The organism is Mycobacterium sp. SMC-11, from assembly GCF_046250095.1.
Classification (GTDB): Bacteria; Actinomycetota; Actinomycetes; order Mycobacteriales; family Mycobacteriaceae; genus Mycobacterium; species Mycobacterium heraklionense_A.
The window spans coordinates 2,934,993-2,948,428 of the sequence record NZ_CP176430.1 but is presented as its reverse complement, the minus strand read 5'-3'; the positions used below and the strand labels follow the sequence as shown (position 1 = coordinate 2,948,428).

The window sequence follows — 13,436 nt, the reverse complement described above, 5'->3', positions numbered from 1 at the left end:
GCGACCGCAGGGTCCGAATGATCTGTGCCGAGAGTTCCGGATCGGCGAGCAGTTGGTCGATCAGCGCCGTCATGACTTCCTGACCGGTGATGCGGGCACATCCCACCCGGTCGGCGGCGTCGCGCTGCCAGAGGTCGAGCCCGCGATGTTGGGCCGGCGACAGATCGACCGTGCGTCGGGTTCGAGTCTGACGCAGCGGGATTGGCTCAGTCGGCTTCATCCCGGTGTCGCGAGTCGGTGCCCAGCCGGTGGCCGGGGCGCCGATACTGCGGTTATTGAGGGAATCGCTGGCAGTGCTCATTGTGTAGACCTTCGGTTGCGGTGGAACCTCACCCTGCTACTCAGGCCAGCGTAACCCGTCAACCGTCGCGACAGGCATCCGTCGTGGCCTGAGCGCCGCGGTGGCAAACTCGGTGGGCCCTCGCTTCAGCGATGGCGTTGCGCAGCTGGCCAGCGAATACGTGCCGTCCTGGTCGTCGCCGAGGGCGAGGTAGCACCCGTCGATCGCCTGGTCCGCCAGCGTGCCGGACCACTGCGCGACGACGCTGATGCCGGAGTCGGCTGTCAGGGCGATGCCGGCGGTGAGAGTGACGGTCTCAGGTCGCACGGCGATCACCAGGTGGTGCGGAGTTAGCAGGGCCACGGTCCGGTGCTCACGATCGGGGTCGCCTGCTTGCAGCGTTGCCAGATCGAAGGTCAATTCATTCGATAGCAATTGTTTGCGTCGTTATCAATGCAAGGTTAGAGAAATATTAGACGCACTTGATCGGTCATGATTACATTAAATACGGACATGCGTGAATCAGTGGTTCAGTAGTTCAGTAGATGGCTATTTACCAGCGATAATAGTAGGGATCTGGCTGGGGGTGGCGCGTTAAACATGAAAATGTCGGAGCGCAGAAAAATTGTCAATCCGACGGTTGTTCAGTGGCCTTCGCCGGTGCTACTCTCCGAATATCAAGATAATTTCGGGAATCTTGACAAGGGAGAGGAAATCATGTTGATTTCGCGGAATTCGTGCCGACGCGTGGCAGCCGGAGCGATCAGTGCCGGCACAATCGCCGGCGCGCTCTTGGTCGGCCCTGCGGGACCGGCGCAGGCCTCCCCAGGGGAGGTTGCGGCACCGCCGCCTGCCACCGTCCAGGTAGCCGGGAACCAGGTCGGCCCTCCGGCCGGGTTAGGGAATCGCCTCGGTATCGACCGCGCACCGGCGGACACCGTGTTCGCCACCGACCTACGCATGGCACCCATGCCGCAGTGGTGGGGCCACCACTGGTGGCGCCACCATCACCTGTGGCATCGCTGGTGGTGGTGGTGGTGATCGGGGCTTCGGTCATGCCACGTTTCGACCGCGGTAGGCGGCTTACCGCCAAACCCGGACTGGTACTTGCCGCCGCACTCGGCGTAGGGGCAACCCTCGCCGGGTGCGGCGCGAGCACCGAAGTCGCTCCCGCGGCGAGTCCGGTTGCGTCCCAGCATCCCGCCGCCGAGCCCAGCCCGGCTCCCTACGACATCGCACGAGTCGGCGCCGTCGCCGACGACTTTCCGCAAGGCTTCACGGCGCAGGCCCACCAGGCAAAGACGCTGGGGCAGTCCGACATCGACGGGTCCGCCGTCGCGGCGTTCACCGACGCCCAGGTGGATCCGTCGCAGTGCAGGTCGGTGGTCATCCCGCCGTATGTCGATCCGACGGTCGGCACCGAAGCCGCCGGTGTGATCGGACAGGGAGATCAGGGCAACATGTACGTTGTCGCCTTGCGATCACCCAATCCCGTTGCGGTCGAGGCTGAACCGGCGGGCTGTGATCGGATCTCGCTGGCCGGTTCGCCGGAGGCGACCGGGACCGTGGAGCGTATCCCGGCCCCTGCCATCGCCGGCGTCACCACGACCGGGGTGAAGCTGAGCGTCGAGGGCCCCGAGGAGGATCCCGACTACCTGTATACGGCGGCGCTCGACGATCGAACGTCAGTGGTCGTCATGGGCAGTGCGGATGCGCAGCTGGACCCGCAAAGGCTGATGTCAGACCTGCTGGTCAAAGCCGTTTCGGCGGTCCGCGGGCAGCAGCAGTCGTGAGCCGGCCAGCTGGACGGTGTGCGTAGCCGGTCGCTGAGCGGCGCCGCTGATCGCGGGTTCGTCGGTGCCCAGATTGCGTGCGAACCGGGGATGGCAGCCGCCGGCGATCAGCAGCCGGATACGGGAACCGGCAGCGAAGCGGTGGGCGACCTGGTCCAGGTCGATCCGGACCGTCCCCGCGGACTGGTTGAGCCGGCGGTAGCCGTCGCTGACATTGCGTGAGCGTCCGCGGGCGTCGACCTCGCTGACCCGGACGAACACGTCGACGTTTGGGTTGTCGCTGGAATGCGCCAGCTCCACCACCGGGCTGCCGAGCACGTCGACATCCTCGGTCAGGGGCTGCCCGGTGAAGGTCAGCACGTCGCCGCGGCGCGCCAACACGTCGTCGCGCTGATAGCCGCCACCCGGGGCCAGCAGCCGCCCGCCTACCGTGGGCGTGGGGTCGGCCGGGTCGTAGTGAAAGCTCGCCGAGTCTGTCGTACCGTCGGCCACGGGGGAGTCGCCCAGCTGTCCGCCGGGCTGCAGCCACCAGCTTCGGTCGGTCGACGCGGGCGGCCAATCCGGCAGGTCACGCCAGCGCCCGCCGCCGGTGACGCAGACGCGCACCGGGCTGGTCCGCGACGGCCCGTCGACGCCGGCCAGGTGAGTGCCGAGCCAGTCCAGGGATTCCGCAGTGACGGTGCGCAATCCTTTGGTCAGCATCTCGGTGTGGGTCCACGGGCCGACGGTCAAGGCCACCTCGGCTCCCCGGTCGCGCAATGTCCGGAACTGGGTCAGGGCTTGGTCCAAGAACAGGTCTTGCCAGCCGCTGAGCAGCAGCACCGGCACCTGGGTCTGCTCCAGGGCCACCGGGTAACGCATCCTGTCCCAGAACGGGTCGTCGCGATCAGGGTGCTCGACCCAGGACTCGTACCAGGGCGAGCCGCCGCCCAGTAGGGCCCGGCCGGCCGAACCCAGCGGCAGTGCAGCCGCGGCGCGTTTGACCCTGCGTTGCGCGGTCAGCTGCTGCAGCCCGGCACGGATCCGCGGACGCACCTCCTGGTGGGCCATCATGTGGCTCCAGCCCAAGAAGTCGTTGAGCGCGAATGACCCCGCACCCCAGGTCGACTGGTACAGATCGTGCGGCCCGACGGTGATGACCGCCGCGCTCAGCTCGGGAGGCGGGTCGGCCAGCAATGCCCACTGCGTGAAGCCCAGATACGACAGCCCGATGGTGCCGAACGACCCGGTGAACCACGGCTGGGTACGCATCCATGCCACGGTGTCGGCACCGTCGGCGGCCTCGTTGACCATCGGCTCAAACACGCCGGCAGAGCCGAAGGTGCCGCGCACACTCTGCAGAATCACCCGGTAGCCGCGGGCGGCGTACATCCGGGCGAACACCAGCGAGAACGGGAATTTGCGGCCGTAGGGGCAGCGCACCAGCAGGGTGCCGGTCACGTCGCCGGTCGGCTGATAGTGATCGGCGCGCAGCTGGACCCCGTCGCGCATCGGGACCTGCTCCCGGCGCACGGTATAGCCGGTGGTGGGCGGCGGCAGTCGCCGCAGCGCCCGGTTCACCACAACATCGGCTAGGCGCGGCGAGCTGGTGGCGGCCACGCGATCAGTACTTGTAGTGCGGGGCCAGCTGGTGGGCGCGCATCAGGTTCTCGGTGGGGCAGTCCACGTCAGGGTTGGAGTACACCGGCGAGTAGTAGAGCGACTGCTGGATCACCCCGTAGCTGGTCTTGAACGCCACCATGCAGGAGAACCACCACCGGTTGTTCCACTCGGTGGGCTTCATCACCCAGTACTGCGCCGCCCGGTGCCCGTTGATGTCCATCTCGATCGCGTCGGCCGGAATCGACTCGTCGTAGCTGCGCCACACGAACGTCTCGACGGCCATCTGGTAGTTGCCGGCGTCGAATTCGCAGCGCACGCCCTCGACCGGCTTGGGCGGCGTGAACGCCAACCCCAACTGTGCGATGACGTCATAGGGAATGTCCTCGCAGGCGTCGAAGGGCCGCGGGTTGGTGATGTTGACCGCTTTGCTCGAAGTGGTCGGGGGCGCCAGCGGTATCGCGGTGGACCGCAACTGCACCGCGGACCCACCGGCGACGTCCCGGTTGGGGGGTGTCTGTTGCCAGACCATCACGACGGCCATCACCAGCGCCCCCAGCGCGGTGATAAGACGCAGTTTGGTGAGCATGACACTCCTCGCTTCCGCCCGGTGTTCTGCCGGGAGTGTACAAGTTGTGGCACCGGCCACTACCCCGAAGGCGAGAACACGTTCTAATTCTTCCTACCTATTAGGCTCGACCCTCGTGACCACCCGCGAGCGCAGGGCCGCAGATGGCCCAACCCTGTGGGCGATCTCTGACTTGCACACCGGCCACCTGGGCAACAAGCCGATCACCGAGGCGCTGCACCCGGTCACCGGTGACGACTGGTTGATCGTCGCCGGCGATGTTGCGGAGCGCACCGACGAGATCCGCTGGGCGCTGGATCTGCTGCGCAAGCGGTTCGCGAAGGTGATCTGGGTCCCCGGCAACCACGAGCTGTGGACCACCAACAAGGACCCGATGCAGGTGTTCGGCCGTTCCCGCTACGACTATCTGGTCGACATGTGTGACCAGATGGGCGTCATCACCCCCGAGCACCCTTTTCCGGTCTGGACCGAGCAAGGTGGCCCGGCCACCATCGCGCCGCTGTTCCTGCTCTACGACTACACGTTCCTGCCGGCCGGTGCGACGAGCAAGGCCGAAGGGCTGGCCATCGCGCGGCAGAACAACGTGGTCGCCACCGACGAGTTCCTGCTGTCACCCGAGCCCTACGGCACCCGCGACGCATGGTGCCGAGACCGGGTGGCGGCCACCCGTAAGCGCCTCGAAGACCTCGACTGGATGACCCCGACCGTGCTGGTCAACCATTTCCCGATGGTCCGCCAGCCCTGCGACGCACTGTTTTATCCGGAGTTCTCGTTGTGGTGCGGCACCGTCGAAACCGCCGACTGGCATACCCGCTACAACGCGACGTGTTCGGTCTACGGCCACCTGCACATCCCGCGCACCACGTACTACGACGGCGTGCGCTTCGAAGAGGTCTCGGTGGGCTACCCCCGGGAATGGCGCCGACGCCAACCGCACCGGTGGTTGCGCCAGATCCTGCCCGAGCCGTACTACCCGCCCGGCTACCTCAACGAGTTCGGCGGCCACTTCGCCATCACCGACGAGATGCGCGAGGCCAGCGCGAAGTTCGCCGAACGGCTACGTCAGCGGCAGGCGCGATGAGCAAGCTGCTGGACAGGGTGCTCGAACGAGCGCCGGCGGGCTCGCTGGCCTGGGCCGAACGCTACGACGATCCGCCCGGGCTCGCTCCGCTGCCCGAAGAGGAGCCGCTGGTCGCCCGTTCGGTTGCCAAGCGCCGCAACGAGTTCATCACCGCGCGCTACTGCGCTCGGCTGGCGTTAGAAGAGCTAGGGCAACCGCCGGTCCCGATCCTCAAGGGAGAGAAGGGCGAGCCCACCTGGCCCGAGGGCGTTGTCGGCAGTCTGACGCACTGCGCGGGCTTCCGAGGCGCTGTGGTCGGCCGCAGTGGCGACGTGCGATCGGTGGGTATCGACGCCGAACCGCACGACGTGCTGCCCGACGGCGTGCTCAAGGCGGTCAGCCTGCCTGTCGAACGTGACGAACTAGCAGCGCTGCCGCAAGACTGGCATTGGGACCGAATCCTGTTCTGCGCCAAAGAAGCCACCTACAAGGTGTGGTTCCCGCTGACCCGGCGCTGGTTGGGTTTCGAGGACGCCCACATCAGCTTCGACACCGACGGTAGCTTCGTCTCTCGCATCCTGATCGACCCCACGGCGCTGTCGGGGCCTCCGCTGACCGAGCTGCACGGACGGTGGTCGGTGGCGGGCGGCCTGGTGCTGACGGCGATCGTGCTATGAGCACGCCCCCGCCGGCCGGCCTGGTGATCGTCGACAAGCCCGCCGGAATGACCAGCCACGACGTCGTTTCCCGGTGTCGCAGGTTCTTCGGGACTCGTAAGGTCGGCCACGCCGGCACGTTGGACCCGATGGCCACCGGGGTGCTGGTGATCGGCATTGAACGGGCTACCAAGATTCTGGGGTTGTTGACCGCGTCGCAGAAGTCCTACGCCGCCACCATCCGGTTGGGGCAGAGCACCTCGACCGAGGATGCCGAAGGCGAGGTGCTGGAGACGACTTCGGCCAGCCACATCACCGACGATCAGATCGCCGCGGCGATCGCCGGCCTGCGCGGCGACATCGCGCAGGTGCCCTCGGCGGTCAGTGCCATCAAGGTCGCCGGCAAGCGCGCCTATCAGATGGTGCGCGACGGCGAGACCGTCGAATTGGCTGCCCGGCCGGTGCGTATCGCGCGCTTCGAGTTGTTGGCGGTGCGGCGCGACGAGGAGTTCGTCGATCTGGACGTCGAGGTGGACTGCTCGGCGGGAACCTACATCCGGGCACTGGCCCGCGACGTGGGCAGCGAGCTGGGAGTGGGCGGGCACCTGACCGCGCTGCGGCGCACCCGGGCCGGCAGCTTCGGGCTGGATCAGGCCCGCACCCTCGACGAACTAGGGGAGAGCCCAGCGTTGAGCTACAGCCTGGATGACGCCTGCCTGCAGACCTTTCCGCGCCGGGACCTGGGCGTCGAGGAGGCACTCGACGTCAGCCACGGCCGGCCGTTGGCCCCGGCGGGCATCGACGGGATCTACGCGGCGACCGACGCCGACGACCAGGTGATCGCACTACTGGAGGATTCGGGAAGGCGGACCAAATCGGTGGTCGTCATCCGGCCGGCGACGCTATAGTCCGCCGATGGCCACCGCGGAACGCGAGATCATCGAGCCGGTCGATCTGTGCGATGCGTCCGGATTGCTGAACCCGGCCGCCATCGGTTGGACCCGAACACCGCTGCACCGCTGCAATCTGCGTGGCTGGGGCCGCACCAAGCGGTGGGAGTACTGGTGTGTGACCACGCCCACCCACCTGATCGCGATCACCCTCGCCGACCTCGATTACCTCGGCGTGAGCAACGTCTTCTTCCTGGACTATTCCGGGCGCGAGGTGAGTCGGAGTTGTCTGCATCCGGGCGGGTGGGGGATAACGCTGCCCACCAGCCTCGGCGATGGACCGGCCTCTGCTCGCGGCCTGGTCGCGATCGACCTCGCCACCGAGCCCGACGGCACGCGGATCCGATTCTCCTGCAAGACCTCCGCCGGTCCGATGACCGGCGACCTGTTTGTGGCCCTGCCGCCCGGGCACGAGACGCTGGCGGTGGTGGTGCCGTGGAGCGAGAAGAGATTCCAGTACACCGCCAAGCACACCGCGCGGCCGGCGTCGGGTGTCGTGCGGATCGGTGACGACACCTACGACTTCGCCGGCGGGTGGGGTGTACTCGACCACGGGCGCGGACGCTGGCCGGCCAACATCGTGTGGAACTGGGGTGCGGCCTCCGGGCACACCGACGGCCACACGGTGGGTCTGCAGCTGGGCGGCAAGTGGACGGTTGGCATTGGCAGCACCGAAAATGCGCTCTGCGTCGATGGCCGACTGTCCAAGATCGGCGCCGAACTGGACTGGCACTACCCGGAATACACCGGGCCGTGGACGATCCGCACGCCGGACTCCGATCAGGTGGAGCTGACGTTCACTCCGTTCCATCACCGGTCACCGTTGCCGGGGACCCATCAGTGTTTCGGGCACTACGACGGCCGAATTCGCACCGACGACGGCGCGAGTGTGGACGTGGGCGGTCTGCTCGGCTGGGCCGAACAGGTGCACATGCTCTGGTGAGCGCAGCCCCGCGGTAGTTACATGCCAACGAGAACGTATGTAAACGTGGGCCCGCGCGGTTATGCTGACGCGCGAGTTGCGGTTGGAAACTGGTGGAGGTGGCGGGATGACTGCGAGCGGTAGTGCACCTGCGGTGCGGCGCACCCAGGCCGAGCGCAGCGCCGCGATGCGAACCCGCCTGCTCGACGCCACCATCGACTGCTTGGTGAGCTACGGCTACTCCGGCACCACGACACCGCGTATCGCCCAATTGGCCGGCGTCACTCGGGGTGCCCAGATCCACCATTTCCGGTCAAAAGAAGATCTCGTCGTCGCCGCCGTCGAGCACCTCGCCCAACAGCGCACGCAGGCCGCCATTCGTGAACTCGGCCAGGTCCGGTCGATTCCGGATCCGGTGGCAACCGCCCTGGACTTCCTCTGGGAGGCCCACCAGGGGCCGATGTTCATTGCCACCGTGGAACTCTGGGTCGCCGCCCGCACCGACCGGGTCCTGGCGCAACACATCGAACGGGTGGAAGGCGTCGTCAACGCGACCCTGGTCGCCGCGATCGCCCAGTTGATGCCCGGGCACCCGGCGCAGAAGGAGATTCGCAACGTCGTCTACACCGCGATGGACGCACTGCGCGGCATCCTGGTGTCGAACTTCGTCGACGACGATCCGCAGCGCGCCCGCCGGCGCTGGGACCGGGCCTGCGTGCACCTGCGCCGGGTGGCGGCCGGCGTTTTGCCGCAATCCGACTGACTTCCCGGGCCGAGAACTCGCCGCACCTTCGTGCCTGCGGCGTCCCGCTGCGCACCCTTGTATAGATGCAATCAGGTCTGTATGTTTCTAGCCACTGGTCGGAGGCGAAAGGGAACCATGGCAAACAAGGTGTATGTGATCGGCGTCGGGATGACGAAGTTCGAGAAGCCGGGCCGGCGACAGAACGACGACGGATCGCCATGGGACTACCCGGACATGGCCCGGGAATCCGGTACCAAGGCGCTGGCCGATGCCGGGATCGACTACCGCGAGGTGGAGCAGGGCTACGCCGGTTACGTCTATGGCGAGTCCACCTCCGGGCAGCGGGCGCTGTACGAATTGGGGCTGACCGGGATCCCGGTGGTCAACGTCAACAACAACTGTTCCACCGGCTCGACCGCGCTCTACCTTGCCGCCCAGGCGATCCGGGGCGGGCTGGCCGACTGCACCATCGCGCTGGGCTTCGAGAAGATGAAGCCCGGCTCTCTGGGGTCCACCTACGACGACCGTGCCCAGCCGATGGAAAAGCATGTGCTCGCGCTGGCCGAGATCTCCGAGGTGCTGTTCCCGGTGGCGCCGTGGATGTTCGGCGCCGCCGGCCGCGAACACATCAAGCAACACGGCTCCACCGCCGAGCATTTCGCCAAGATCGGCTACAAGAACCACAAGCATTCGGTCAACAACCCCTACGCCCAGTTCCAGGACGAATACAGCCTCGACGACATTCTGGGCTCGCGGATGATCTACGACCCGCTGACCAAGCTCCAGTGCTCGCCGACCTCGGACGGCTCCGGGGCGGCGATCCTGGCCAGCGAGGCGTTCGTCGACCAGCACGGCCTGGCCGGACGCGCGGTCGAAATCGTCGGGCAGGCGATGACCACCGACTTCGGCTCCACCTTCGACGGCAGCGCCAAAAACCTGATCGGCTACGACATGAATGTGCAGGCCGCGCAACGTGTCTACCAGCAGTCCGGCCTGGGACCGGAAGACTTCCAGGTGATCGAACTGCACGATTGCTTCTCGGCCAACGAACTGCTGCTCTACGAAGCGCTGGGACTGTGCGCCGAAGGTGACGCGCCCAGGCTGATCGACGACGGCGACACCACCTACGGCGGGCGCTGGGTGGTCAACCCGTCCGGCGGCCTGATCTCCAAGGGGCATCCGCTGGGGGCCACCGGATTGGCACAGTGCTCCGAACTGACCTGGCAGCTCCGCGGTGACGCCGACAAGCGCCAGGTTCCGGGTGTCACCGCCGCCCTGCAACACAACATCGGCCTCGGCGGCGCCGCCGTGGTCACCGCCTACCAGCGCGCCGAGCGCTGAACCGCCGTCAGCCGAGGAGAACACGTCATGGGACACATCGAAGCCACCAAAAGCCTTGCCGTCAGCCCGAACGCGCTGTGGGACACCATCAGCGACCTGTCCAGCTGGGACAAATGGTTCACCATCCACGAGAAGTGGCTCACCGAGCCGCCGGCCGCGCTGGCACCGGGTTCGACGTTGACGGCCAAGATCGTCATGCTCGGGATGGCGAACAAGATCGAATGGACCGTCGAGAAGGTCGTTGATGAGGACGGGTCCCCACGCAGCCTCACCATGTCGGGCACCGGCATGGCGGGCGTGAAGTGCCGCTTCGACTTCACCGTCACGCCCGACGGCGATGGCTCCCAATTCAGTGTGGCCGGGGACTTCGAGGGTGCCCTGATCAAGGGTGCTCTGGGTAAAGCGGTCGAGAAGGACGGCGCCAAGCAACTCGACAAGACCCTGGCCCAGCTTGAGGCGCTGGCGTCGGCGGCGGCCTGAGATGGCCGACGATCTGGCATTCGACGATGCCGGGCTGGACAAGTGGAGCGACGAGGACCGCTTCGAGGTCACCCGCGAGCGGATCGTCGAGTACGCCGCGGCGACCAACGACCCGATCGCCGCACACCGCAACGGCGATCTCGCACCGCCGGTGTTCGCGATCGTGCCGGTGTTCGAGTCGCTGCTGGTTCCAGCCGTCGAGGTGGCACCGGTCGAGCTGATCCCGCGGGTGGTGCACGGCGAGCAGGACTTCTGGTTCCATCGGCCCATCCGACCGGGAGACAAGCTGGTATCCCGCGGCAAGATGATCGGCTACGAAGGACTGGAGAAGGGCACTCGCGCGGCGATTCTGCTCGAATGCCGCACCGAGGACGGCGAACTGGTCAACGAGCAGTACGTGACCTGCTTCTTCCGCGGACACAATGCGGGCAAACGGATCGGCGAACTCAGCCCCGGACACAAGTTCGATGACGCACTGCGTGAGCAGGCGCCGGTGGCCAAGGTCGTCCAGCACGTCGACCACGACCAGACGTTCCGCTACGGGCCGGCCGCCGGTGACCCGATGCCGATCCACCTGGACGAGGAGGTCGCCCGCGACGCCGGACTGCCGGGGATCATCGCGCACGGCCTGTGCACCATGGCGTTCACGTCCTGGGCGGTGCTCACCGAGGTGGCCGGCTCAGATGTCAGCCGGCTACGGCGGTTAGCGGTTCGGTTCTCCAAGATGGTGCTGCCCGGCGACGACCTGGAGACCCGGATCTGGACCAGCGGTCGAGGCGACGGCGCCACGACGTACGCGTTCGAGACCGCGCGCGTAGGCGCCGGTGAAATGGCGATCACCGACGGCCTGGCCGTCATCGCCGACTGAGACGACAAGGAGTCAGATATGGGCGTATTAGAAGGCCGGGTCGCGGTGATCACCGGCGCCGGACGCGGTATCGGACGCGAACACGCTCTGCTCTTCGCGGCCGAAGGTGCCGCCGTGGTGGTCAACGACCTGGGTGGAAGCAACGCCGGCGAAGGCTCCGACAGCACCACCGCGCAGCAGGTCGTCGACGAGATCGCGGCGGCCGGCGGGCGCGCGGTAGCCAACACCGACAGCGTCTCCGACTGGGCGTGCGCGAAAAACCTTGTCCAGCAGGCCATCGACGAGTTCGGCCGGTTGGACGTGTTGGTCAACAACGCCGGAATTCTGCGGGACGCATTCATCCCCGGCATGGAAGAGTCGCAGTGGGATGCCGTAGTCGCGGTACATCTCAAAGGGCACTTCGCGATGCTGCACCACGCCGCGACGTATTGGAAGGCGCAGTCCAAGGCAGGCGACCGGCCCAACGCCGCGGTGATCAACACCGCCTCGGGATCCGGGGTCACGCTGCCCAACGCCGGGCAGGCGAACTACGGCGCGGCCAAGGCCGGGATCGCGGCCCTGACCCTGATCGCCGCCGAGGAGTTGGACCGCTATGGGGTACGGGTCAACGCCATCGCCCCCATCGCCCGCACGCGACTCACGCTGGCGACTCCCGGCATGGGCGCACTGATGGCCGAGCCGGAGGACGGGGAGTTGGACCTGTTCAGCCCGGCCAACATCTCGCCGCTGGTGGCCTATCTGGCTACCGAAAAGTGCCCGATCACCGGCGCGGTCTACGCGGTGCAGGGCGGTGCCATCTCGAAACTGTCCGGGTGGCATGACACCGACACCATCGAGACCGACGGCATCTGGCAGATCGACGACATCGCAGCGAGGTTGCCCCAATGATCGAGTGGTCCGACACCGACGAGCTCATCCGGGACAGCGTCCGGGAATTCATCGACCGGGAGGTCCGGCCGAACCTCGACGCACTGGAGAGCGGTGAACTGCCGCCGTATCCGATCCTGCGAAAGCTGTTCGCCGACTTCGGGATCGATGTGATGGCCGCCGAAGCCATCAAGGGCCGGCTGGAAAAGGCGCACGCGCGACAGGCCGCCGAAGGCAAGAGCAAGCCATCGTCGGAAGGCGGCTTCGGCGATCTGGGGGCCCAGGCCTCGATGGGGTTGATCCTGGTCAGCGAACTCGCCGGTGTCAGCTTGGGATTGGTCGCCGCGGTCGGTGTCAGTCTCGGCCTGGGCGCTGCCACGATCATGTCGCGCGGCACCCTGGCGCAGCAGGAGCGCTGGTTGCCGGAGCTGGTCACCCTGGACAAGATCGCTGCTTGGGCGATCACCGAGCCGGATGCCGGCTCCGACGCGTTCGGCGGGATGAAGACCTATGTCCGGCGTGACGGTGACGGCTACATTCTCAACGGCCAGAAGACGTTCATCACCAACTGCCCTTACGCCGACACTCTCATCGTCTACGCCAAGCTGGACGAACAGGACGGCGCCGATCCGCGCAATCGCAAGGTGCTCACCTTCGTCCTCGACGCCGGCATGCCGGGCCTGACTCAGGGCAAGCCGTTCAAGAAGATGGGCATGCACTCCTCGCCGACCGGCGAATTGTTCTTCGACGACGTGCGGTTGGGGCGCGACCGGCTACTGGGCGAGACCGAGGAGCACAGCGGCGGCGATGGGCGTGACAGCGCCCGGGCCAACTTCGTGGCCGAACGGGTCGGGGTTGCCGCCCTGGCGCTGGGAATCATCAACGAGTGCCACCGCCTGTGCGTCGACTACGCCAAGAGTCGCACGCTGTGGGGCCAGAACATCGGCCAGTTCCAGCTGATCCAACTCAAGCTGGCCAAGATGGAGGTGGCCCGGATCAACGTGCAGAACATGGTGTTTCAGACGTTGGAGAAGGCCAAGCACGGCAAGATCCCGACACTGGCCGAGGCATCGGCGATCAAGCTGTACTCCTCGGAGGTGGCCACCGAGGTCGCGATGGAGGCGGTGCAACTGTTTGGCGGCAACGGCTACATGACCGAGTACCGGGTGGAACAGTTGGCGCGCGACGCCAAGTCGCTGATGATCTACGCCGGCAGCAACGAGGTCCAGGTCACCCACATCGCCAAGGGATTGCTCAGCGGCTGAGCGCTGCTTCGGCTGCTCTGA

15 protein-coding genes and 1 pseudogene are annotated in these 13,436 nt (G+C 66.7%); 12 read left to right on the top strand and 4 right to left on the bottom strand.

The features are described from left to right. Nucleotides 1-4: 4 nt before the first annotated feature. Nucleotides 5-301 (bottom strand): annotated as a pseudogene (locus ACKY0X_RS13910) (hypothetical protein); the annotation flags it as partial. Nucleotides 302-337: 36 nt separating this feature from the next. Further along, complete coding sequence (locus tag ACKY0X_RS13905; RefSeq protein WP_409426510.1) at nucleotides 338-700, bottom strand: hypothetical protein; 363 nt, start codon at nucleotides 698-700, stop codon at nucleotides 338-340. 297 nt (nucleotides 701-997) lie between these two features. On the opposite strand from ACKY0X_RS13905, the gene ACKY0X_RS13900 reads away from it, so the two are divergent. Both ACKY0X_RS13900 and ACKY0X_RS13895 read left to right on the top strand, forming a co-directional pair. Further along, nucleotides 998-1,321, top strand: coding sequence for a hypothetical protein (locus tag ACKY0X_RS13900; protein WP_409426509.1), 324 nt, complete (start codon nucleotides 998-1,000; stop codon nucleotides 1,319-1,321). Further along, complete coding sequence (locus ACKY0X_RS13895; protein ID WP_409426508.1) at nucleotides 1,294-2,073, top strand: DUF5642 family protein; 780 nt, start codon at nucleotides 1,294-1,296, stop codon at nucleotides 2,071-2,073. Before ACKY0X_RS13900 ends, ACKY0X_RS13895 begins: the two co-directional genes overlap by 28 nt. On the opposite strand, the gene ACKY0X_RS13890 is transcribed toward ACKY0X_RS13895, so the two are convergent. Together ACKY0X_RS13890 and ACKY0X_RS13885 are read right to left on the bottom strand one after the other, a co-directional pair. Further along, nucleotides 2,020-3,672, bottom strand: a complete 1,653-nt coding sequence (locus ACKY0X_RS13890) for a CocE/NonD family hydrolase (protein ID WP_409426507.1) — start codon at nucleotides 3,670-3,672, stop codon at nucleotides 2,020-2,022. The two genes, ACKY0X_RS13895 and ACKY0X_RS13890, sit on opposite strands and share 54 nt — an antisense overlap. Before the next feature lie 4 nt (nucleotides 3,673-3,676). Further along, nucleotides 3,677-4,261, bottom strand: a complete 585-nt coding sequence (locus tag ACKY0X_RS13885; protein WP_409426506.1) for a DUF3558 domain-containing protein — start codon at nucleotides 4,259-4,261, stop codon at nucleotides 3,677-3,679. 115 nt (nucleotides 4,262-4,376) lie between these two features. Here ACKY0X_RS13885 and ACKY0X_RS13880 point away from each other — a divergent pair, with 115 nt between their 5' ends. The 10 genes from ACKY0X_RS13880 (at nucleotide 4,377) to ACKY0X_RS13835 (ending at nucleotide 13,415) form a co-directional block, all read left to right on the top strand. After that, nucleotides 4,377-5,342 (top strand): metallophosphoesterase family protein, encoded by a 966-nt coding sequence (locus ACKY0X_RS13880; RefSeq protein WP_409426505.1) that lies wholly within the window; start codon nucleotides 4,377-4,379, stop codon nucleotides 5,340-5,342. Continuing rightward, the gene (locus ACKY0X_RS13875; protein WP_409426504.1) at nucleotides 5,339-5,998 is read left to right on the top strand and encodes a 4'-phosphopantetheinyl transferase; all 660 of its coding nucleotides are present in this window, start codon (nucleotides 5,339-5,341) and stop codon (nucleotides 5,996-5,998) included. The genes ACKY0X_RS13880 and ACKY0X_RS13875 overlap by 4 nt, the downstream gene beginning before the upstream one ends. Further along, nucleotides 5,995-6,885, top strand: coding sequence for a tRNA pseudouridine(55) synthase TruB (gene truB / locus ACKY0X_RS13870; RefSeq protein WP_409426503.1), 891 nt, complete (start codon nucleotides 5,995-5,997; stop codon nucleotides 6,883-6,885). Before ACKY0X_RS13875 ends, truB begins: the two co-directional genes overlap by 4 nt. 7 nt (nucleotides 6,886-6,892) lie before the next feature. Further along, nucleotides 6,893-7,870 (top strand): DUF2804 domain-containing protein, encoded by a 978-nt coding sequence (locus tag ACKY0X_RS13865; RefSeq protein WP_409426502.1) that lies wholly within the window; start codon nucleotides 6,893-6,895, stop codon nucleotides 7,868-7,870. A 106-nt stretch (nucleotides 7,871-7,976) separates the two neighbouring features. Beyond that, on the top strand, nucleotides 7,977-8,612 hold the full coding sequence (locus ACKY0X_RS13860; protein WP_409426501.1) for a TetR/AcrR family transcriptional regulator: 636 nt from the start codon (nucleotides 7,977-7,979) through the stop codon (nucleotides 8,610-8,612). Between the two features lie 117 nt (nucleotides 8,613-8,729). Continuing rightward, nucleotides 8,730-9,935 (top strand): lipid-transfer protein, encoded by a 1,206-nt coding sequence (locus ACKY0X_RS13855; RefSeq protein WP_409426500.1) that lies wholly within the window; start codon nucleotides 8,730-8,732, stop codon nucleotides 9,933-9,935. A gap of 27 nt (nucleotides 9,936-9,962) precedes the next feature. After that, entirely contained in the window at nucleotides 9,963-10,415 is a 453-nt protein-coding gene (locus ACKY0X_RS13850) for an SRPBCC family protein (protein WP_409426499.1), read from the top strand. 1 nt (nucleotide 10,416) lies between these two features. Continuing rightward, complete coding sequence (locus tag ACKY0X_RS13845; protein ID WP_409426498.1) at nucleotides 10,417-11,283, top strand: MaoC/PaaZ C-terminal domain-containing protein; 867 nt, start codon at nucleotides 10,417-10,419, stop codon at nucleotides 11,281-11,283. 18 nt (nucleotides 11,284-11,301) lie between these two features. Continuing rightward, on the top strand, nucleotides 11,302-12,171 hold the full coding sequence (locus ACKY0X_RS13840; RefSeq protein WP_409426497.1) for an SDR family oxidoreductase: 870 nt from the start codon (nucleotides 11,302-11,304) through the stop codon (nucleotides 12,169-12,171). Then, on the top strand, nucleotides 12,168-13,415 hold the full coding sequence (locus ACKY0X_RS13835; protein ID WP_409426496.1) for an acyl-CoA dehydrogenase family protein: 1,248 nt from the start codon (nucleotides 12,168-12,170) through the stop codon (nucleotides 13,413-13,415). The genes ACKY0X_RS13840 and ACKY0X_RS13835 overlap by 4 nt, the downstream gene beginning before the upstream one ends. Nucleotides 13,416-13,436: the final 21 nt, after the last annotated feature.

What these genes read in the sequence shown, in the direction of transcription:
- ACKY0X_RS13900 (WP_409426509.1), top strand. Translation starts at nt 998, where the DNA reads ATGTTGATTTCGCGGAATTCGTGCCGACGCGTGGCAGCCGGAGCGATC.
- ACKY0X_RS13885 (WP_409426506.1), bottom strand. Translation starts at nt 4,261, where the DNA reads ATGCTCACCAAACTGCGTCTTATCACCGCGCTGGGGGCGCTGGTGATG.
- ACKY0X_RS13875 (WP_409426504.1), top strand. Translation starts at nt 5,339, where the DNA reads ATGAGCAAGCTGCTGGACAGGGTGCTCGAACGAGCGCCGGCGGGCTCG.
- truB (WP_409426503.1), top strand. Translation starts at nt 5,995, where the DNA reads ATGAGCACGCCCCCGCCGGCCGGCCTGGTGATCGTCGACAAGCCCGCC.
- ACKY0X_RS13865 (WP_409426502.1), top strand. Translation starts at nt 6,893, where the DNA reads ATGGCCACCGCGGAACGCGAGATCATCGAGCCGGTCGATCTGTGCGAT.
- ACKY0X_RS13860 (WP_409426501.1), top strand. Translation starts at nt 7,977, where the DNA reads ATGACTGCGAGCGGTAGTGCACCTGCGGTGCGGCGCACCCAGGCCGAG.
- ACKY0X_RS13855 (WP_409426500.1), top strand. Translation starts at nt 8,730, where the DNA reads ATGGCAAACAAGGTGTATGTGATCGGCGTCGGGATGACGAAGTTCGAG.
- ACKY0X_RS13850 (WP_409426499.1), top strand. Translation starts at nt 9,963, where the DNA reads ATGGGACACATCGAAGCCACCAAAAGCCTTGCCGTCAGCCCGAACGCG.
- ACKY0X_RS13845 (WP_409426498.1), top strand. Translation starts at nt 10,417, where the DNA reads ATGGCCGACGATCTGGCATTCGACGATGCCGGGCTGGACAAGTGGAGC.
- ACKY0X_RS13840 (WP_409426497.1), top strand. Translation starts at nt 11,302, where the DNA reads ATGGGCGTATTAGAAGGCCGGGTCGCGGTGATCACCGGCGCCGGACGC.
- ACKY0X_RS13835 (WP_409426496.1), top strand. Translation starts at nt 12,168, where the DNA reads ATGATCGAGTGGTCCGACACCGACGAGCTCATCCGGGACAGCGTCCGG.